Annotated in this window: 21 protein-coding genes and 2 pseudogenes; 3 read left to right on the forward strand and 20 right to left on the reverse strand. The window is 45.1% G+C overall.

What is annotated here, in order from left to right; translation table 11 throughout:
• Positions 1–140: 140 nt before the first annotated feature.
• From OHJ21_RS07720 to OHJ21_RS07735, 4 genes and pseudogenes are all read right to left on the reverse strand, one after another.
• On the reverse strand, positions 141–533 hold the full coding sequence (locus tag OHJ21_RS07720) for a protein-tyrosine phosphatase family protein (protein WP_486019713.1): 393 nt from the start codon (positions 531–533) through the stop codon (positions 141–143).
• Positions 425–661, reverse strand: a complete 237-nt coding sequence (locus tag OHJ21_RS07725; protein ID WP_486019714.1) for an arsenic metallochaperone ArsD family protein — start codon at positions 659–661, stop codon at positions 425–427. Before OHJ21_RS07725 ends, OHJ21_RS07720 begins: the two co-directional genes overlap by 109 nt.
• A gap of 62 nt (positions 662–723) precedes the next feature.
• Positions 724–837, reverse strand: a pseudogene (locus OHJ21_RS07730) (arsenate reductase); the annotation flags it as partial.
• 147 nt (positions 838–984) lie between these two features.
• Complete coding sequence (locus OHJ21_RS07735) at positions 985–1,299, reverse strand: ArsR/SmtB family transcription factor (protein WP_486021008.1); 315 nt, start codon at positions 1,297–1,299, stop codon at positions 985–987.
• 430 nt (positions 1,300–1,729) lie between these two features.
• On the opposite strand from OHJ21_RS07735, the gene OHJ21_RS07740 reads away from it, so the two are divergent.
• Both OHJ21_RS07740 and OHJ21_RS07745 read left to right on the forward strand, forming a co-directional pair.
• The gene (locus tag OHJ21_RS07740; protein WP_486019715.1) at positions 1,730–2,179 is read left to right on the forward strand and encodes a MarR family winged helix-turn-helix transcriptional regulator; all 450 of its coding nucleotides are present in this window, start codon (positions 1,730–1,732) and stop codon (positions 2,177–2,179) included.
• A 223-nt stretch (positions 2,180–2,402) separates the two neighbouring features.
• Positions 2,403–2,903, forward strand: coding sequence for an arsinothricin resistance N-acetyltransferase ArsN1 family A (locus OHJ21_RS07745; RefSeq protein WP_100537132.1), 501 nt, complete (start codon positions 2,403–2,405; stop codon positions 2,901–2,903).
• A gap of 435 nt (positions 2,904–3,338) precedes the next feature.
• Here the strand turns inward: OHJ21_RS07745 and OHJ21_RS07750 are convergent, their stop codons facing one another.
• The 7 genes and pseudogenes from OHJ21_RS07750 to OHJ21_RS07780 form a co-directional block, all read right to left on the reverse strand.
• Positions 3,339–4,508: a cation:proton antiporter gene (locus tag OHJ21_RS07750; protein WP_486019716.1), complete on the reverse strand. Its 1,170-nt coding sequence runs from the start codon at positions 4,506–4,508 to the stop codon at positions 3,339–3,341.
• Positions 4,509–5,223: 715 nt separating this feature from the next.
• A pseudogene (locus OHJ21_RS07755) lies at positions 5,224–5,514 on the reverse strand (NAD(P)H-binding protein); the annotation flags it as partial.
• Between the two features lie 74 nt (positions 5,515–5,588).
• Positions 5,589–6,110, reverse strand: a complete 522-nt coding sequence (locus OHJ21_RS07760) for a TetR/AcrR family transcriptional regulator (RefSeq protein ID WP_486019717.1) — start codon at positions 6,108–6,110, stop codon at positions 5,589–5,591.
• 39 nt (positions 6,111–6,149) lie between these two features.
• A complete protein-coding gene (locus OHJ21_RS07765) occupies positions 6,150–7,667 on the reverse strand; it encodes a multicopper oxidase family protein (protein WP_486019718.1) in 1,518 nt (505 codons plus the stop codon).
• A 36-nt stretch (positions 7,668–7,703) separates the two neighbouring features.
• Positions 7,704–8,237, reverse strand: a complete 534-nt coding sequence (locus OHJ21_RS07770) for an SRPBCC family protein (protein ID WP_486019719.1) — start codon at positions 8,235–8,237, stop codon at positions 7,704–7,706.
• A 148-nt stretch (positions 8,238–8,385) separates the two neighbouring features.
• A complete protein-coding gene (locus tag OHJ21_RS07775) occupies positions 8,386–9,819 on the reverse strand; it encodes a DHA2 family efflux MFS transporter permease subunit (protein WP_486019720.1) in 1,434 nt (477 codons plus the stop codon).
• A gap of 247 nt (positions 9,820–10,066) precedes the next feature.
• Positions 10,067–10,588 (reverse strand): TetR/AcrR family transcriptional regulator, encoded by a 522-nt coding sequence (locus OHJ21_RS07780; RefSeq protein ID WP_394055914.1) that lies wholly within the window; start codon positions 10,586–10,588, stop codon positions 10,067–10,069.
• 313 nt (positions 10,589–10,901) lie between these two features.
• Here OHJ21_RS07780 and OHJ21_RS07785 point away from each other — a divergent pair, with 313 nt between their 5' ends.
• A complete protein-coding gene (locus tag OHJ21_RS07785) occupies positions 10,902–11,225 on the forward strand; it encodes a MerR family transcriptional regulator (protein WP_486019721.1) in 324 nt (107 codons plus the stop codon).
• A 583-nt stretch (positions 11,226–11,808) separates the two neighbouring features.
• On the opposite strand, the gene OHJ21_RS07790 is transcribed toward OHJ21_RS07785, so the two are convergent.
• From OHJ21_RS07790 to OHJ21_RS07830, 9 genes are all read right to left on the reverse strand, one after another.
• Entirely contained in the window at positions 11,809–12,822 is a 1,014-nt protein-coding gene (locus OHJ21_RS07790; protein WP_326113771.1) for a S66 family peptidase, read from the reverse strand.
• Positions 12,823–13,200: 378 nt separating this feature from the next.
• Positions 13,201–13,659 (reverse strand): hypothetical protein, encoded by a 459-nt coding sequence (locus tag OHJ21_RS07795; RefSeq protein WP_486019722.1) that lies wholly within the window; start codon positions 13,657–13,659, stop codon positions 13,201–13,203.
• 697 nt (positions 13,660–14,356) lie between these two features.
• Positions 14,357–14,647: an alpha/beta fold hydrolase gene (locus tag OHJ21_RS07800; protein WP_243390858.1), complete on the reverse strand. Its 291-nt coding sequence runs from the start codon at positions 14,645–14,647 to the stop codon at positions 14,357–14,359.
• Between the two features lie 32 nt (positions 14,648–14,679).
• Positions 14,680–14,814, reverse strand: a complete 135-nt coding sequence (locus tag OHJ21_RS07805) for a hypothetical protein (RefSeq protein ID WP_486019723.1) — start codon at positions 14,812–14,814, stop codon at positions 14,680–14,682.
• Between the two features lie 17 nt (positions 14,815–14,831).
• On the reverse strand, positions 14,832–15,530 hold the full coding sequence (locus OHJ21_RS07810) for an ABC transporter permease (RefSeq protein ID WP_486019725.1): 699 nt from the start codon (positions 15,528–15,530) through the stop codon (positions 14,832–14,834).
• A gap of 6 nt (positions 15,531–15,536) precedes the next feature.
• Positions 15,537–16,451 carry an ATP-binding cassette domain-containing protein gene (locus OHJ21_RS07815; RefSeq protein ID WP_100537140.1) on the reverse strand — a complete coding sequence of 305 codons (915 nt, stop codon included), beginning with the start codon at positions 16,449–16,451 and terminating at the stop codon, positions 15,537–15,539.
• A 171-nt stretch (positions 16,452–16,622) separates the two neighbouring features.
• Positions 16,623–17,561, reverse strand: coding sequence for a sensor histidine kinase (locus OHJ21_RS07820; RefSeq protein ID WP_486019726.1), 939 nt, complete (start codon positions 17,559–17,561; stop codon positions 16,623–16,625).
• 3 nt (positions 17,562–17,564) lie between these two features.
• On the reverse strand, positions 17,565–18,263 hold the full coding sequence (locus OHJ21_RS07825) for a response regulator transcription factor (RefSeq protein ID WP_486019727.1): 699 nt from the start codon (positions 18,261–18,263) through the stop codon (positions 17,565–17,567).
• A gap of 586 nt (positions 18,264–18,849) precedes the next feature.
• A complete protein-coding gene (locus OHJ21_RS07830; protein WP_486019728.1) occupies positions 18,850–19,971 on the reverse strand; it encodes an acyltransferase family protein in 1,122 nt (373 codons plus the stop codon).
• Positions 19,972–20,664: the final 693 nt, after the last annotated feature.

Here is a 20,664-nt window from a genome sequence, read left to right on the forward strand (position 1 = left end):
ATAGAAATTAAAACCCACTCACATTGTATGTATCTAACCTTAGATCAGTTATAACTCAGATATTTGTATTTTGCAAGTTTTAACTTTAAAATGAGTCCATTTAAATAGCCCCGCCTGTAGAACAGGTGGCTATCATAAGACTATGCTTCAAATATTTTTGCGAGGGATTCCCTTTGCGTCGGCTTTATTTGAATAATGTGACGATTAATCTTAGCTTTTTCCTCAGCTTTGGCAATGGTTTGGGCCTCTCCTAGGGCTAGCAAAGTTCCAATGGCAACGGTTCCTGTTCTTCCCTTACCTCCCCCACAATGAAAAGCAACTTTTTGGCCATTGTGATAGGCACTTACTACTTCATCGATCGCCTTTTTAAATAAAACTTCCTCGCTCTCTGTTGCATTGTCGCCCAGGGGGATCTTAATCCATTTCACGTTGGCATCAGTTGATGCGCACTCCGTGGCTTCTTCTCGAAGATCCACCACAACCTGGACCCCTTCCTGTTTAACCATTTCTTCGACATCAGCGGCTCCGCCCATATAGATCTTATCTTCATGTACGGCATGGTATTTCTTCTCCATGTTCTTCGTTGCCTGCTATTTTTGTGGGGCCGACATACTCCTGTAGAACAGCACATGGCCAGCTCATAAATTTCAATGGATGTCATGTCGTTTCCCTCTAGTAATAAAGGAAGCCGAGAAAAGTTCCCGGCTCCTACAACCTACTTGATTACTCGCCGGTTTCAGCGAATTTTTGAATACGCTCGTCGATTTGATCGCGAACACGTTAAAAAACAGCCCATTTTTCTTCGTCAGTACCCTGAGCCTTGGCAGGATCGTCAAATTCAATTTTTTTATTCGTAAGCCCTCCTATTTGATATACATCAATTTTTTTGATTTATTAACTAAAAATGAACCATAATCTTCTTATTTGCATATTTCAAGTATAAGCTACAAAAGTAGTACTATAGTGAATGAAGACCTTTGGACTTTATGAGCAGCATCCATTCTGCTTGTCGCCTATCGAACGAAAAATACAACATAACTCAGGAGAAAGCAGCCGATTAACTACAGCATGATTTAACTCATAATAGCTCCAAGTCCCTCTCGTCTCGAGAGTGATCATCTGGGCATCGAGTAGGATTCTTAGGTGATACGATAGCTTTGACTGAGGCATTTCCATGATTTCCATCAGGTCACAGACACAAACACTACCTTTTTGACTGAGCTCATGCATGATCTTCAGTCTTTTCTGATCTGCCAATGCTTTGAATTTAGTTTCGTATTGGACAAAATCAACATCCATGCTGGATGGCTGGATAACGTTCAGTTCTTTGATCATAAACACTTTACCTCCATTTAGCAGCAATGGCAACAAGCAGTGGTTGGTTGAACAGTGATAGGTGCCGAGATGCTCGTCGTCTGTTTCAAGTGTTGTGAATTCAACCACTTCCACATTTGTCGTGCCTTCAGCTCAATTTCATTTTGTTGATATTCAATCAATTTTTCCATTGTGTAGTAATTCATCATTGGACGTCCCACCATCCATCAATAAAATTTGATGAATGAAGCATAACATGAAAAAATTGTATGTTCAAGGACTAAATCAAAATATTTTGATTAATAATCATTCACTCAACTCATATGAAATGAAATTCAAAATCTTATATGGATTCCGTGTTATATTTGCATGTTGCAAATATATGTTGTATAACTATGACAAGAGGTGATTCGAAATGGAAAATGCTCGTGAGTTGTTTCAGATCATGACCCGAAGATTTGGTCTTCTAAATAAAACCTGCTGCAGCGTCGGAGGAAACGATGTCTCGTTAGTACAAAGCCACATCTTGTATGAGATTGACCGGCAGCACAACCCTTCGATGCAACAAATCGCTGAAACTTTGGGAACTGATATTACAACGTTTAGCAGACAGGTCCAATCCTTAATCAAAATGAATTTAGTGAAAAAAACTCAGGATCCACAGGACCGAAGAGTTTATACACTGGCTCTTACGACGGAAGGAAAGTTTATAGCGACTACCATTGATCAACAAATGAATGAATATCTTAACGAAGTGTTTTCGTACATGACCGAGTTTGAAAAAGAAACCGTGCTACACTCCGTTAAAATTTTTAACGATGCGATGGCGAAATCTAATAAATGCTGCGGCCCATTATCTGAATAATAAATTTGATACATAGGAGATGAATTACGATGTTGCTACATTCTTACGTTGCAGTATTTAATGAAAAATGACCTTCACATTCAAAAAAGCCGAGAGATAACCAATAAAGAACTCAATAGAATACAAACACGTATAGCTTTCTCGTTTTCAAGACAACCACGCATAAATACCTGCTGTGTCACCTGCTGCTAAGCTTATATTTCCTACATAGGAGGAACTAACAATGAAAACCCCTTTGATTAGAGAAGCAGATACTGGCGACGTGGAACGTATATTGCACATTTATAATCAAGGAATCGAGGATCGCATTGCGACACTAGAAGTTGATCAAAAAGATATTGCCTATATGAATAATTGGTTCGAACAACACCAGGAGCGTTATGCAGTCATTGTTGCTGAGCAGGATGGTGTAGTAATCGGCTGGGCTTCCCTCAACCCTTACTCACTGCGATGTGCTTATGACGGCGTTGCCGACCTATCCGTTTACATTGACAGAGCCTTTAGGGGTAAGGGAGTTGGAAGCATTCTTCTGGAGCGTCTAGAGGAGATCGCTAAGGAGAAAGACTTTTACAAAATCGTGTTGTTCACCTTTCCGTTTAATCATAATGGTCAAGGCTTATATCATAAACTTGGTTACCGTGACGTGGGGGTTTTCGAAAACCAAGGGATCTTGGATGGCAAATATGTGGATGTTAAGATTATGGAGAAGTTAATTAATATCTAAAAAAACCTAGAGCGTTCCTTCAGTGTTTTTTTACTGTTATTTCAGATTTGTGCTTATCGGAACATTATCTGATTCCTCATTGTATCAATAAAAAGCGAACTATCATCTGATAGTTCGCTTTTCTCACCTCGTTTAAAGCTGCAACCACGTGGAAAGATCCTCAGAAACGAGAGCTTGATGACGGTGCCTAATAGGCATCTCACTAATTTGCAACAGAAAGTAACTATCGTTGTTCCTAAAACATTCAAGGAGATACTTATCTAATAAATCAATATCATCATCCGTCTTGATAAGGTATACACGATCATGAAGATGTTTGATGTCATGCAAACTATCCAGATGAAAATTAACGCAATCTTCAGTCCAACCTTCGTTCTTTGGCTTATATGAAAAACAGATAGAGCTTCGATATTTAAATCAACCCATTAAAGCCCGCTATAGTCCGATTTTTTTGGAACTATTCAATTTACCTTGTGGTTGAAATAGGATCTTCAACAACGGTGGAGCAATTAATGTCGTCAGAATAACCACAATGACAACAGATGTGAAATATTCTGGTAGTAGAAGTCCTGCTTGTAGGCCTGTGGAAGCAATGATTAATGCAACTTCCCCTCTTGATACCATGCCAGCTCCGACAGCAAACGATGATAAGTTATTAAAACCTGTAATTCTCGCTCCAAGAGCACCTCCCAGCAATTTGGTCAGAACTGCGGCTATGGTCAATACTACTATGAAGCCTACTTGTTGACTAACCCCTTGAAAGGATACATTGAGCCCAATGCTTACAAAAAAGACAGGGACAAAAATCGAATACGCGATGGGCTCGATTTTTTGTTCAACGGTGTGTTTTAAGGCCGTTTGTGAGATCGCTATTCCCGCAGCAAATGCACCAATTATACCGGCCATCCCCATCAAATCTGCGAAATAAGAAAATCCAAAACACACGACAAGTGCAATTGAAATCACAGGCTCTGTAACCTTTAAATTGGAAAGCCAATTCATGACCTGAGGAACAATAAGCCATCCTGCAATAATAACACCGACGAAAAATAACACCTTCTTACCTATAAGAAGGCCCATGGATATTTCCTGACCCGTGCTCAGGAAACTCACCATGAAAGCGAGTAGAATGACGACCAAAATATCATCTACTACAGCTGCCCCAAGTATAGTCGTTCCTTCTTTCGAACCAAGACGATCCAGATCTTTTAATACTTGAACAGAAATGCTTACGGAAGTTGCGCTAAACAATACTCCCATGAAAAGGGCGTAATTAACTGAAAAACCAAATAACTCTGCAACTCCATACCCTCCGATGAAAGGTAATATAATTCCACCAACAGCAACAGCGACTGCTGATTTCCAATTTTTCTTCAGTTGTTCTACATCTGTTTCCAAACCAGCAATAAACATAAGCAGCAATACTCCTATCTCTGATACGTAATGGATAAATTCATTACTATCTATCCAACCAAGTACGGCAGGACCTAGAAGTATCCCGACAATTAGTTTTCCAAGTACAGCTGGTTGACCTAAACGTACTGATAAGTCTCCAGCTAGTTTAGTGAAAAGCAAAATAAGAACTAAATACCAAACAAATTCCATCCTATCTTCTCCCTCTGTCTAAATAATATCTCATCTTAATATCGAACGCGTTCTCGATAAATATAATCGACCAAAAACCCTGGGTCAATATAGACATGAGAGCAATTTAAATAGGTATATAAACGCCTCAAACCCCCAATAAAATCCCCAGATACGAAGAGTTATAGTGAACCCGTTAAAACTGGAATTAGGGGTGTATTAGAACGTGTGTTGTTTTTTTGGTTTCAACAAAAGAAAAAGCGAGAAGAGTTACGCAGGTCTCAGCACGATATTGTCTATTCCTGCACATTTTAAGTTTAAGTCCAATCGTCCGTTAAAAGAAAAAAATGCCTAAATGAGCGATTTCAATGGGGCAATGATCTTTACTCCCGACACCTTAAAGGTCTTCAAAATCACAACCTAGAAATGACGTTTGATGAGTTGAGTTTCCAGAATGCCCCACATAACAGGCCAGGATTCATTAAGCATGCGCTTTTGAATATATCACCTATAATGTAGTCTTATTTGTGTCAAATTCCAACAAAGTAGACACTTTTGTGTCATTAGACAATCTTCATATTTAGTTGTTTATCTAATCGGTAATCGGTACAAGTTCTTGTCCCAAGCCAAGGACAAGAACTTGTACCGATAAAATATAAAAGCCGCTAAAATAGCGACTTCAATAGGAATATGTTCTTGTCCCTCGGCACTTGTACATTCCAATTCTGATCGTAGGCGAAGCCGCCTCCATCACCGACTCGCCTAGCGGAATCAACTTGGTTGACATCTCATGGTAAGGAACATTCGCGCAATGGAACCAGACGTCCGCGTCGCCTGCTTGAGACGCAATATCAGCGGGCTTCATTGCGTCCCCTACGGCAAGCGTCAGATGTGCAGGGTTCCCTAGCCGAACCGCGAACTGCTCTAATTTCTAACGTGATCGCCCGAATGCAATCGTATGAATCCCTCGTCTAACCAGTTCTTCCGTAATCGCGGCTCCCGTTCCGCCGGTTGCTCCAATCACCATTACCTTCAATTTGTAATTTATCGATCATCACAATTTGCGTTTTTAATCTTGATAATGAAGAACAACCGTTTCTTTTAACTTTCCTTCAGTTCTGGCAATCGAATAGCTTCGGCAACGTTACATAGCATCCCGCGGGCAAGGAACAGTATCGTACTCTCTTCGGGATTCGAATTCTCCACCTGACGGAAAGCTTCGAGCACCATTCGGTGTACCCCTCGGAACCCATAACGCATGGCTTCTTGGATCGGATCTTTTTGAATCGTTTGAGCCTGCATCTGTAGAAGCATTTCGTTGCGATGGCTTTCCGAAATTTTCTCGTAAGCTTCGGTCAATTTAGCTTCCAACCGCTCCGAAGACGCGGACTCGATCACTTGGTGGAATGACTCAAAGATTCGCAACCAAGATACTTCAAGCGCTGACAACAACAGCTGCTCCTTCGTAGCGAAGAAGCGGAACACGTAAGGCTGTGAGATTTGAACCCGCTGAGCGACTTGGGCCGTAGTGGCTCTGTAGTAACCGGTCTCGGCAAACACTTCAATCGCCGCAGAGATGATGTCGGTTCGGCGGTTGATGGATGTCTTCGCGTCTTTGTTCATGAACTTGAGCTCCTTTGCGAATTAACGGTAATACTTTCGTTATAGGTCGGGAAGATTGCCTGATTTGGTTCCTACCCGGTATGACGTCGTAATGCCTTCGTAATTCAACATCATGCTCATACCCATCGAGGCGTGCTTGAGGTTGTGGCAATGTATCATCCAGAGGCCGGGATTGTCAGCTTCCAGGTACAGCTCATAGGTCTCACCCTTCTTCGTCAGAACCGTATCGAGATACACCGGGCTGCCTTGCAAAGCTTCGCCGTTCTTACTCAAGACTCGGAACACATGCCCATGCAGGTGAAAAGGATGATCACCTCCGCCTTCGTTGGAGACAGTAATGAAAACATGGTCGCCCTCTTTCACGGTCATCGGAGGAATATCGTGAAAGGATTTTCCGTTAATTGACTTGGTGAAAAGAGTTTGGCCGAGCTTAAGCTCAAAATGCCGATCGGGCTTGACATGTAAGACGGGGTCTTCAGGCAACGGGGTGCCGTAATCGAGAAACGAGAAGAGCTGCCCGTCTTCTTTATGCTGCGGCTGGCTTCCGCTGCCTATCATAATCGGTAAACCCTTAGCCGAGGAGCTGCTGACGACGACTTTACCCGACCCTGGAACTTGGATAAGCAGATCATAACGCTGGCCCGCCCCTATCGGAACTATCGTCCCTTCCAGCAGACCGGGTTCATGCAGATCGTGGCCATCCATCGCCAGGACCCGGAAGGGAGCCCCGTCGACGCCATATTCCATCGTTTCATTGCTCGAATTGATCAGCCTTAGTCTGACCCGTTCGCCTGGCTTGCCCGGGATCGTCAGTCCTCTCTCGTTTCCGTTCACCAGCATGGAAGAACCTAGCTGTTGATAAAAGGCTGTTGTCTCCGATGTTGAAGTATCGGATTCAGAACCGTTTTTCGGCTCGACGATGAGCGCGCCTAGAAGTCCTTTGCTTACCTGAATCGAGCTCATCTGATGAGAGTGATACCAATACGTGCCCGGAGTCGTCGCAATGAAGGTGTACGTGAACTGTTCCCCAGGCGGAACGGCGTCCTGCGTTACTCCCGCAATCCCGTCCTGCGAGCACGGAACCGTAATTCCGTGCCAATGAATCGTAACGCCGTCCTCAATATCTTGGTTATGTAGAGTAACAACAATCTGGTCGCCCTCCGTGACGCGAAGTTCCGGACCCGGAGATAAGCCGTTGAAAGTCCAAGCATCGATGGTCTTACCGTTGTCCAATTTTAATGTCGTCCGGGCGGCCTTCAGATCGAACTTGCGAATCGGAGCCGATGACTCCGGGGTCGTGATTGAGGAACAAGACACAGCGCCTTCTTCGGAGGAAGATTTCCTCATGCCCTCCATATGCTCCATGCCCTCCATATGGGTCATGTTTACCATTCGAGTCATGTCGGCCCCCATCTGATGGTAAGCCATGTTGATTTCTTCCGGCTTCTGAAGTCGCATTTGCCAAAAATAAGTGACAAGCACCGCTCCGACCAGAAGCACCAAAGTTAAAGGAAGGCCGAAGTAAATCAGGCGTTTAACGATTTTTCTTTTATTCAAGATTATTTTCACCTCGTATGATTGATTAATTAATTACTATTCCGCCGATGTCAGCTGCAAGCTCTCGGCTGTTGATTTGAGGGCGGCGAGCCAGGCATTCAGCGAAGCCGTAAGTGCAGCGCTCATGCCGTCGGGATCAGCTGCTACTGGCGGACCGTCCCAGGATTCCGCGGTGTGCACGATTACTCCTTTAGGTGTGGGGGTGATGCTCCATACATGAACGCCTTCGATACCATGTGCTGGACCTCCCCATACAATACGTTTCATGGGTTCAACCTCAAGGATTGTGGAGACGATTTGTAGCCCATGAGTCTCCCACCAAAACGTGCTTCCTATCGCGATTGGACCGGATAACCGCACTTGCGTGATATCCTTTTGCCAAGTCGGCCACTGTTCGACGCCAGTCTGTAATTGCCATACGATCTCCTGCGAAGCTTCAATCTCAATGGACAGGTCGACGATGACCTGTGCATTTCGGTCAACGTCGACCGTGCCCTCCAGTACGAACAATTCTTCCGTGTTCTCCGATCCCGTTATGCTGGCTACCCCATTTACCATCAACTTTTTCATTTCATTGACCTCATTTCGTTGGATTTGTAATTGATTACGAACTTGGATTTCATGTAACGCTTAATAAGTTATATTGATATCCTGAAGATTATCTGACTTGGTTCCTAACTAACTGCGCGTCGCAAACATCTTGTGATTGATTGGTCACTTACTTCGTAAAACGGGGAAGCCTTACAACCGCGAGGACCACTATCGCTCCAATAATCGCGAACGCAGCAGCTCCAAGGAACACCCAGGAGAATCCTCCGGTCAACGCTTGTGCTTCGGATACGCCGCGGCCCAACAAGCGATCGCTTCGAGCCGATGCCGCCGTTGTCAGCACCGCAAGTCCAATGGCTCCGCCGATCTGTTGGCTCGTATTGACCAAGCCGCTGGCAAGCCCAGCTTCTTCGTCCGCTACACCGTGAACCGCAAGCTCTGTTCCTGAGACGAAGGCGCCTCCCAGACCGATTCCGATCAAAATGGACGGTCCTAACAAATTGGCAGCAAACGTAGCGTCACTTGGCGATAGAGATAACCAGATTAGCCCTGAGGCCAGCAGGATCAGCGATGTCGCAAGCGTCTTGCTTGGACCAATTGCCTTAACCACCGTGGGAACGACTCCGGCAATTGCGACCAGTGCGCCGGCTAACGGGAGCTGGGTGAGCCCTGCTTTTAACGCATCGTAATGAAGCACTTGCTGCATGTAAACCGAGAGTGCGAAGAATAATCCCGTTGTCGCCCCTCCGATGAGGAACATCGCCAGATTGCCGCCCGTAACCGATTTGTTACGGAAGATGTCCAGCGGCATAAGTGGATTCGCAGCACGCTTCTCGAGGAAGATGAACGATCCCAGCAGCACAATTGCCAAGCCTGCCAGAATCAGCGTCTGCGGGGACGTCCAGCCGACCCGCTCTGTTCCGGAAAGCGCGGCCACAAGCGCTACGATGCCCCCCGTTACCGCAACCGAGCCTGTCATATCCAGAGTTATGCGTTCGCCGAGCGAATCTTTGGTGATGAGCAAGGGAACTGCCGCCAGAACCAATGCCGCTACAGGAACATTCACATAGAACACTGCGGACCAGCCAAGCGAAGCCGTCAGCACGCCTCCGAGCAAGACACCCGCCGCGCTGCCGATACCTGCAACTGCACCCCAAATGCCGATTGCCCTCGCCCGATCCTGAGGATCTGCGAACAGCTTGGTGACAAGAGCAAGCGCGGCCGGGGCGAGCAGAGCGGCCGATGCGCCCTGGATCGCTCTGGCCGTGAGCAGCCAGGCTCCCGAAGTTGCCAATCCGGCTGCGGCCGAAGCAAGCGCAAATCCGGCGACTCCGGTCATGAATAATCTTCGATGTCCGAATCGATCCGACAACCTTCCACCGAGAAGCAGCAGGCCCCCGAAGGGCAAAACGTAAGCCGTAATGACCCAGCTCAGCGTATTTGTGCTTAGGTGGAGTTCTGAGCCTAGAGAGGGAAGCGCGATATTAACGATGGATGCATCAAGCACGACCAGAAATTGAGCTAAAGCCAGCGCGATTAGCGCCCACCACCGAAGCGACATATGGCGAGATTTCGCGATTGCCGGTTGAACCATTGAATTCATAAGAATTTCCTCCTGTTATTGATTGATCAATTACACACTGTTAAAAAAATATTCGATCCGCCAAACCTCTTGAAGGTTTTCGTTATAGTCCCTTTGATCACTTTCGATCGAGTCTGTGCCAATAGGTGGGACTTTCCTCACCTCCTCGTTTCTTCTGTTAGTGATTGATCAATTACTAACTTGGTGATTTCACTATATCAGATCGTTATCAGTTGGTCAATAACCATTTGGAACAAATTTCACCTCCTCATCCTTTCATCAATTCAGGCAAATTAATCGCAACGGCAACATTGCACAGCATTCCACGGGCGAGAAACAGCATCGTTCTCTCTTCGGGCTTATCAATACCAGCTTCGCGGAAGGCAGTCAGCACCATATCACGGACTTCCTTAAAGCCGCTCCGCATCGTCTCCTGGATTGCATCTTCCCGAATGGTCTGCGCCTGCATCTGCAAAAGCACCTCGTTCTGGTACATCTCCTGGATGTTCATGTACTCCTGAATAAGCTTGGTCTCCAGCAATTCTGGCGAAGTCGTCTCCACCAACTTACGGAATGATTCGATGACCCGGGACCAAGAAACCTCCAGGGCGGCCAGCAATAAATTTTCCTTAGTCGCGAAAAAACGGAAGACGTAAGGCTGCGAAATTTTCGCCCGTTCCGCCACCTGCGCCGTCGTAGCTCGGTAGTATCCGATTTCTGCGAACACTTCGATCGCTGCGGAGATAATCTCGGATCTGCGATTAACTGTCGTTGTTTCGGGTTTAGCCATCCTCTTCTTCCTCCTTTCAAAAGTGATTGATCAATAACTAAATCATTATACAATGGCTTCCGGAACAAATCAACAGGGTTGCTGCAAGCTCCTCAAGCGTCAAAGGGCAAAACTTTACGGAATACCCTCCGTCGATGATAAGAGCAACCGCTTCTATTCTCCATTACTTACGATGTTGTGATACTTTAATCTTTATTTGCGACCGGCCCAGCTCACTGCAAAGTGCTAGAAACATAATGGCACTATTCACCTAAAAGAAATAACGCCTGCCTGAAATCTGCCGGCAGGCCCCTGCTGCAGAAGTTGTTGAAAAATGGTTGAGAAAGGAACCTACGGTCAGTACACGTACTTATCTCGAAAGGAAGTAGCACTACTTCTGGATGCTACAACTGAAACTGTACGTAATTGGGAACGTAACGGACTTATTACCGTTCCAAGAATGAACAATGGTAATCGGGCATATGGAGAACGGGAACTTGAACAGCTACGAGTTATTCGTACTTTGAGAAGTGCCCATTACTCAATTAATGCCATTTTACGTCCACTCAAACAAATTCATCAACCATTATCTGACATTTTCACCATTTTAAATACACCAATAGATGAAGAAGATATCGTGTCAATAACGGATCAATAACGGATCAATTAGGCAAACCATTATTAGAGGCCATAACAGATGCAAAAACTACTTTAGCTTTGTTTCATGATAAATATTTTAAGGAGGGATCGTTAAGAGTGTAAACTCAGATGAACGGATTGTAGCAAGAAGGAGAAAAGAAAAATTAATTCACATGCGTTGCAGAGGAACGATACCTTTTTTGTTAACAAATAAACAGTTGGTGTGGACATTTACTCGCTAATTTGCATTCTATAATGATTTGTCGGGGAACAAGATTATGCTCACATTGAAAGCCGCTAATTTAGCCGATCGCGTCGCCGACTGCCTACGTGTCTATTTCGTTATCGTTTCCCGTTAGCTTAAAGATACTACACAATTTCCTGGTAAAGATCCTCTAAATCTTTTAACAAGTCAGGTATCCAAGTTTCTGAGCCATGGATTATTTCTGTCCCACCATAGACAAGCCAATGTAATGTCTTGATCAGCCAACATAAACCGCCTAGTCTGTAACGGCAAGTTTTAGGGCTATCCTCTGAGGGATGGCCCTTTCTTTGATCTTACTTTATCCATCTATGAATTTTAGGCACTCATAAATTAAGACTTACGACTCGAAAAACTGTATTACGGAGGCTATGCCATTCGTTACTTCGACTTCCGCTAGTGCTCCATTGACGAACGTCATCTGTGGGGGCACATGACCGCAGTCGATATCGTAGACTACTGGAACGCCTAGCTCCTCCGCAAGCTCTCGGTACACATCCAATACTTCATAATCGTCGATGGGCTTGTTCGCATCGCTTCTGCCGAATAGGATGGCGCTACAATGGTCAAACCAACCGGCCAGTCTCATTTGTACAAGTGAACGCCGAAGGTCGGTTACGTTCAATTCACAATTTTCAAGATACCAAAGAATCGGCTCGCCATGAATGAATTGACTCTGGAATGTCCGTACATTGCCATACGGCGTCCCAATCAAATGCCGGATGACATCAATACATCCCCCAAGTAGACGCCCGCGTACACGGGCATTATTGCCTGATGTTTGCCATGCGGTAGACTCGGTTAGATGAAAAACACATGGCGAAGGATTTTCGTGATCCCATGTCTTTTGAAACAGCTTTGACGAAAATTGCTGAACGGATTCACCGACCCGCGTCGCCAGCACGGTTTCCCACATTGCAGTTGTCTCGTCCGCATATTCCCCTCTCAAATCGATCAGATTCGTACCGTGAGCTGTGGCTATTCCTGTAGCGAGCGTAACAGCCAGTAATAGAACACTCGTATCTGAGTAGCCGAGAATCCACTTGGGCTGAATATGATCATATTCGATTCGATCCACTATTTCGATCAACAGTTCTCCGCCCCATGGCGGGAAGATCATTCCAATCTTTTCGTTCTGCAGTAAAGCGTTAAGTTCTGTAGACCTTATAGTGGCAGATGCCGACTTTGCTTTCTCTTGAGTCCATACTGTTTCCCCGCAAATCACCGGATAGCCCTTCTCTTTCAAACGGCCAATTGACTGTTTTACCAACTCGTGTAAAGGTCCTTTTACGCCGGATGATGGGGCGGTGACGCCTATCGTCGTCCCTTTCTGTAACAATGGATAGCGGATCATATACTGATTCCCCCTCAAACATGTTGCCAGATCTACTAGTCTGTTGTTTTGTGTCCTGCCAGCAAATTTGCATACATATATACGAATCCACGCCATGCAAGAACCGATTCTAGCACATTTTGGAATATATATCATATTCGTGACCTAGTACCAAGACCCCTTTTTCAAGGGGTCAATTTAATTCTAAGGTGATGTAAGAATGAGAATCATCAAGACAAGGCAGGACTTTGACGTAACCGCGTCGGTACATTTCGGTGGCACTCCTCGAAAATGTCGAGGGACCATGTTCTTGTCCCTCGACATATGGCTGGAACCCTACGAATAAGAAACAAGCTACCGATAAACGATAGCTTGTTTCCTTTTAAGAACCGTTTTCTATCACCGGTACTCATCCTTATGTCCGCCAAACTGGAAACCGAACTGACCACTATAACCGCCTAAATGGGCACCGGCATCGAAGCCAAAACCATGTCCCCCACCAAGATGTGCACCGGTATAACCACCGACACCATATTTTCCACCAAGATATCCACCTGCATGAACTCCCATCCCATGACCACCACCGAGTTGGCCGCCAGCATGAACTCCTACTCCATAGTCACCACCGAGATGGCTGCCAGCATGAGCTCCTATTCCCTGGCCACTCCCGAGATGACCACCGACAAAAATACCTGCTCCATAATCACCCCCAAGCTGACCACCAGCATGAACACCAATGCCATGTCCGAAATGGTTGCCATTAAGAGAATAAACGCCATAATATGGTGCAGGATACGGATAATAATAAGATGGTTGAGGGAATCGACTATATGAGCATAAATAGGGGTTATTTATCATTAGTAAGCCTCCAATCTGATCGATGATTGTAGCTTATTCCGAACTGATAAAACATGATACTTGACCATGAAAATCAGCTTTTTTTCAATCTGTAAGCACGTCTTGATGCAGGTGGACCGAAGGTCGTCCTGCTTCCTACGTTTTGACGACTCGGCGAGCTACGGGTGGCGTACGATCTCGGCGATTCCGTCTTTGTCGAAGCCATTCAGAGTCGTACTATTGATAGAACTCTGATATCCATGGGATGCCCCTTTATTTAATCCTAAAATAAAAAACGCCGCTTTATTTGGGCAGCGGCAGCCCTTGCAATCCACTCTTTAACCGCAACAGTCACGGTGGGAAAGGAGGGCAGAAGAAAATAACAAACAAGAGAAGAGTAATATATTCATATGATATTAAAATCATTTTTGACTAAGTGAGATATCTTCGAGTTAAGAATTAAATTGAGTTGGTTTCTACATATACACCCCGACAAATAGGAGCATACGCCAACGCTATGCCCCTTCTCTGCTTTTTTCCTTCTATGATACTCCATCCACTCACAATCACGGCAACCCACCACTTAAATAAGCTCTGATTTTGTCGTTTAAAAGCAATTATTCTCTAAATTTATGTCTACAACGATTGTCTAAACCAATTACGATCTATCTATCAAAAATTACAGCTATTAAAACATCTATAATTATTAAACCAATAATTAAACCAGGCATACTTTTAGTGTCTGGTCTTTCGCTGCGCTTTGACTGAACATCAGGAAGCCCATCGCTTGATCAAAATAATCCCGATTCGGTCTCTGATTAGCCTGCAACGTCATGGCAAGTCTAGGGTCATTCTCAATTTGCTCTTTCGTCTGCAGTCGAACGCCTTCCGCATTGACAGCTGCATAGCCTCTCGTGGAGATGGAGGCCAGCAGGATCAACCGCTGCACGCGCTGCGGATAATCGGCTGCAAACTGCATGGGGACCCCTCCTCCGTTGGACCACCCCATGAATACGACCTGCTCTACGCCCACCTGATGGATCAAATCCAGTCTTTTGAGAAATCCCTCATGCCGTGAATCAAATTTCGGTAGCTGGACTCGCCATAACCCCGCAAATCCCGATAAGACAACGTTTCTCCATTAGACAACTCGACTGAATTTATATGAACTGCCATTTTGCCCCATCCTTTCATTACAAATCCCCTAGTTTATTCACGAACTTTACGGACAAGAAGACACTTGCCAAGCCTAACAGGCAGAATAAAGCATAAAGAAGATCATGGTTCAACGTGATACGTAACAGCCCACTGAAATTCGGGAACTGCATCATGAATATCGCGCAAATGACCGTCGGAATGACCGCTCGCTTCCAGATGCCGAACCAGAACAGCGGAACCAGCGAAGCAAGTGCGACAACGACGGAGTGAATGACCGCTCGGGCGGCATAATGCATAAGATCCGCTGCTGTAGGCGTTCCAGGAATGATATCCGTCACCTGATCGAACGCATATGTCGCAATACCGCTCAACACGAACGATATCATCGTCCCGAGAAAAACAGCTAGGAAGATAAACAGCACTTTCGCCGTCACGAGTCTTTTTCGACTGATCGGGTATCCGAATGATAGGGCGATCGTCTTATTCTTGTACTCTTCAATGAATACATGATTGATCAAGGACGCGCCGAATAAGAGAAACCCCAGCTGGATGGGCAGCATCAGATCCATGGCGGCTGCGTAACTCTCGCCAAAAGAAATCGTCGGCATGTCGGCAAAGACTACTCTCAGTATCAGGAAAGGCAGGAACATCAGAATGATCCAGTATATCACCGCTTCGCCGATCACCTTCTTCCGCTCCAGCTTCATCCATTCGAGCTCGATTAGTTTCATCATATCGGTTCACCCCTTCCCCTGAATTTGATGATAGAAATAGTCTTCGAGCGTACTGGTATGTTTCTGAATCTCCTCAATTTCGATCTCGTGGGCTACGAGCAGCTTCGTGATCTGTCCAGGCGATATCTCGGCATCATAGATCCGGATTCGCTGACCCTGTACAATCTTCATATTGGAAATTTGCAGCTGCTGTTCCAGCAAGAAGGCCGATCTTTGCACATTCGAGGTCAGTATTTCAATATAATCGGTCCCATGTCGGCGTAACTCCTGCAGAGAAACTTCGTCGACCAACTGTCCCTGCCGAATGACACCGATCCGGTCCGCCACCTGCTCGATTTCGCCTAAGATATGGCTCGACAGCAGAAACGTAATCCCATATTCCTGATTCAGTGTTCGAATCAAATCCCTCATGTGTTTGATCCCGATGGGGTCCAGCCCATTTGTGGGCTCATCAAGCACGATCAGCTCCGGCTTGGTGACGGCTGCTCGTGCAATACCTAGGCGCTGCTTCATGCCGAGGGAGAATTCCTTTACTTTTTTACCTTCAATACCAGTTAATTGGACCAGATCCAACGCTTGGCGCATCCCCTGCTGATCATAGTAACCCAAGTATTCGCAGTGAAGCTGAAGATTCTCCACGGCTGTCAGATGCTCGAAGAAGATGGGATATTCAATGATGCTTCCGACTCGCTTCAGTCCCTCCTTCGCGGTTTCGGAGAATGGCTTGCCGAACAGCATGATCGTCCCGGAGGTTGGCAAGATGAGTCCGGTGAGCATTTTCATGATTGTCGTTTTACCTGCACCGTTGGGACCCAGCAGACCAAAAATTTCGCCCTTTCTCACATTCAGATTGACGCCGGATACGATGGTATTGCCATTTGCGATCTTCGTCAGCTTGGAGGTTTGTATGATGGCATTCATTGAGATTCACCGCCTTGTTTACGATTGGTTTCCTTTGTTATTTAAAGGATAGACCAGAGATTGAAGATATTCCTTTCCCAATCCTTACATGTTTCTTAAGAATCGAAATCTGTGTACGAACCACATAGAAAAAGAGACGTTGAACGAAAGAACAACCTCTCTTGTTTAGCTTCAGTAGGTTAACTGCTTGAATTTGCAGGTGAAGGTCGTCATTCGCTCACTCTGTGAGCTGCTCAAGCAGATGGACCCATTCATTTCCTCTGTTAAGCGTTTCGTAATGCTGAGTCCCAGCCCGCTTCCTTGAAATTGCGGGTTGCGCGCATCGTCCAGCGTATAGAGCCTCTCAAATACACGCTCCTGATGAATCTCTGCAATGCCTTTGCCGCGATCCCACACGTCGACAGCGACGAACCCTCCTTCTTCCCGAACCGTCAACCCGAATACTCCGCCGTCACTGCCATAGCGAATGGCATTCGAGATGAGATTACTCAGTATGCGCTGCAGAGCATCCTTGTTGCCAAGGAAGAAGCATGGCCGTTCTGGTATGTCGATCTGAACCTGCAGGTTGTTGGATACCAGCAGGTCGTAATACTCGAGCACGCTGCTCTTGCATACCTCGCTGAGAGAAATTTTGCTAAGCGGTATGTCATAGTCTTCCGATTCGATCTTGACCAGATCAAAGAACTGATTCAGCAATGAGATTAGACTGTTTACTTTATCATTTAGTCGCTCCATGAGCTGCTCCTTCTCTTGCGGAGTTAACGCATGCTGCTGATTTAATTTCTCCGTATAACCCAGAATGACTGTCAGCGGCGTCTTCAGATCATGGGACATATTCGAGATCATTTTCCGTTGGCTGTCCTTCGTGCGGGCATAGTCCGCAAAGACCTTCTGCTTGTTATCGAGGAGGCGGTTGATCTGGATCAACAGCTGACGAACCGGATCATCCCCTGTCGATACCAGCACTTTCTCGGCCGTTTCATGCTGCAGGATGTCAGATACTCGGTTTGAGATTTCAAGAATGCTTTGACTTCGTTTATGATGCAGATATGATTGCCAGCCAATTACCATGATCAACAGACTCATCGTGACGGTTAAAAAAAGGATCATGGCCTACTCCCCCAACTTGTATCCGATTCCCCAAATTGTCCGGATGTATTGCGGATTGGACGGATCAACTTCAATTTTTTCCCGCAATCTGCGGATATGTACGTTGATGACGTTCTCATTCCCATAGTAATCATCTTCCCAGATGAGCTGGTAGATTTGCTCCTTCGTGAATACTCTGCTGTGATTGGTCATAAGAAGCTTTAGGATGTGAAACTCCTTGGATGTCAGCGGAACGTTGTTTCCTTTGACTTTTACGGAGAACGAATGCAGATCCAGAACTAGGTCCTGATAGTTGAGCACAGGAGGCTTGGCCGGTTTGCTGTCCGTTTCCGCATACAGTGTCGCCCTTCGAATAGCTGCCTGGACTCTGGCTGTGAGCTCGATCATGGAGAACGGCTTGCTGATATAATCATCCGCCCCAAACCCAAGGCCTAAAGCCTTGTCCAAATCGCTGCCTTTCGCTGAGATGATCAGGACCGGGACTTTGCTTGTCCCTCGAATTTGCTTGAGCAATTCCATGCCATTGATCTTCGGCAGCATTAAATCGAGCAATATGAGATCAAACTTCTCACTTTGAAACTGTGCAAGGGCTTCCTCTCCATCACGTGCGGAAACTACGGAGTAGTCCTCTTGTTGCAGCTGACTCTCGATTAATTGATGAATGTCGTTGTCGTCTTCAACGAGCAATATTCGTTTTTGCATTTAAGTTCCTCCTGAACAGGGATATACGCTTGTTGCGGTTTCTTTGCGATCATGCGAATTGTAGTTTTATGCTTCGATTTTAACATAAATTAGCATAAGTAGCTGTGGAGATCCGCTAGATTTACACAACTTGATATACAAAAAGAAGCCACACAACACGTGGCTCCTTTAAAGTATATTCCAGGTAATCACCTGACCGAATTGCTGATGTTATATATCTTTCTGATTCGCTTTGAACGGTGGATAGTGATACGAGCACGGGACCGGCAAAGTCGGAAGCCTCTTCCCCTTTCGGCATTTGAAGACGGAAGAGGCAAGCGTCGCCTTGCTCTGACTGCCATACGATGTAATCAACTTTGTCATTATGGCTTCACAATACATTTGATCTTTTGGTGTGACTTTAAGAAAATATAATCATAAGATGTTCCTTTAATGTGATATACAGATGATTTTGATTAGTTCTTTATGGTTGTTACGGGTTCATTCCGTTATCCTACCCGTTAGCTTAATGAATTAGAGCAGTGAAAAGTAGTTAAATATTTATCTAATCGGTAATCGGAACATGTTCTTGTCCAGTTAAAAATGGTTATAGTATCTTCTTGGCATAAGGGATTTTCCGAATCAGCATAGCGAGTAAATAACTCGTGATCGTCCCTAACCCACCTAATATCAGAAACTCAATAAACGGAGGCATTTGCGCGCTGTGCAACCAAATGCTATAAGCGATCAATACGAGTGAATGGATGATATAAACCGTATACGAGGTAGCATCCACACTACGTTGAAATCCGTTCGTTTGATTGCTATATTTGCGGTACACTGCCAACAATAGTAGCGAGATGCCAAATCCGACAAAGGGCTCCCACATGGCATAAATGAAGGCATTTGTGTTTAGTCCCCCTCCGGTACTCAATGTCGGATTGAGGATGAGAGCGGCGATCGGAAGTATCGGCAGGAAAACGAGTGCGATGATGCCCATGATTTTCACGGTTCGACGTGGAATACTCGTTAACCAAAGATTGCGGTACGCCATGATCCCTGCAATAAAGAGTACGATATATGCAGGAAAATAACCAAAGTTCAATCCAAATATCAGCGTACCAATCGGGAATATTTGCCGAATTCCGAAGGTTACAAGCCCAATGAGCGTGGCAGTAAGCAAAAGCACTTTCACCGATGGAAAAGGGATACTCTTCTTCGGTGCACTATCTTTCCTTACCATACTTACAAGCGCATAAACTGCATTAAACACAAGCAGTGCGAGCAGAAACCAGAGTGGTCCAGGTTCTGTGATTGCAAAGCTGAGGATCTGGGTCCGGTAAAACTCCCAAAATGACACTACTTTGCTAGCGTTTGCGTTGTAGTGGAGCGTAGTGGTATATAAAATCACTGGACTGATGAGGAAGATATAAACGATCAACGGAATCCCCAAGCGCATCAGCCGATCTTTGAGAAAAGGCTTTGGTCCTTTGCGATCAAAAGATGAGGGCACGAAGTACCCCGCGATAAAGAAGAATAATCCCATAAAGAACGCTTGGTTGATAAAGACAAACAACAGCATCAGCACAAAACTCGCATCTGGCTTTTGTAGCGTATCAAAAAAATACCACGAACCCGGTACAGCATATGTCGTCGCTGCATGATGGAACACAACCAGAATCGTGAGAAATGTCCGCAGATGATCCATATAAAATAGACGATTGTTCATGTTGTTCCCCCTTTTATATGATGTTTTTCTTATTGGCTTTTCGCCTAGCGAAACCCACTAATAATACTAAATGGCATACTGCTTGAAATTAGCAGCCGGACGATGCATTAAAATTCCGACTTCTGGTTCGTTGGATAACAATTGAGCAACAGCTATAAACATTTCGAAAACTCCTGCTGCAATCGCAAAAAGCCAAAGCAGATAAGATTTTTAACATCAGGCGGAATCCTCTTGTTGAACATAATAACCATTCCCTTCCATTGAATTGTATCTTTATGTTACTTGGAGAATGGAGTGCCCCAAAACAACCTTGAGTCTGATTCATAGCTCAGTCTACAGTCCGAGTTTTTTATTTACCTATCATAGGTGACTCCCTTTATCTCATTGAAATGCAGCCGAATGTAGCCAGCTAGCTTCATTATCTTATTAATTTAGCGTTTCCCGTTACGTTGTACAGGTGTATTTATAATGCGTTTCATAATAATGAGCAGAACTTGAATGAAAATTCAGTAGTTGTTTTGAATGATGATTTTGGCTCGTTACTGTTCAACTAATTTGTGTATATCCGACACGTTGACCTACCTACTCTCCTCAATTTATTCAACTAACCTACCCGTTAGCTTAATGAAATTGCATGGAAACTTAAATTAGATCCTTATCTAATCGGTAATCGGACCATGTTCTTGTCCTTTA

The organism is Virgibacillus sp. LDC1 (assembly GCF_025792345.1).
Classification (GTDB): Bacteria; Bacillota; Bacilli; order Paenibacillales; family Paenibacillaceae; genus Paenibacillus_AQ; species Paenibacillus_AQ lautus.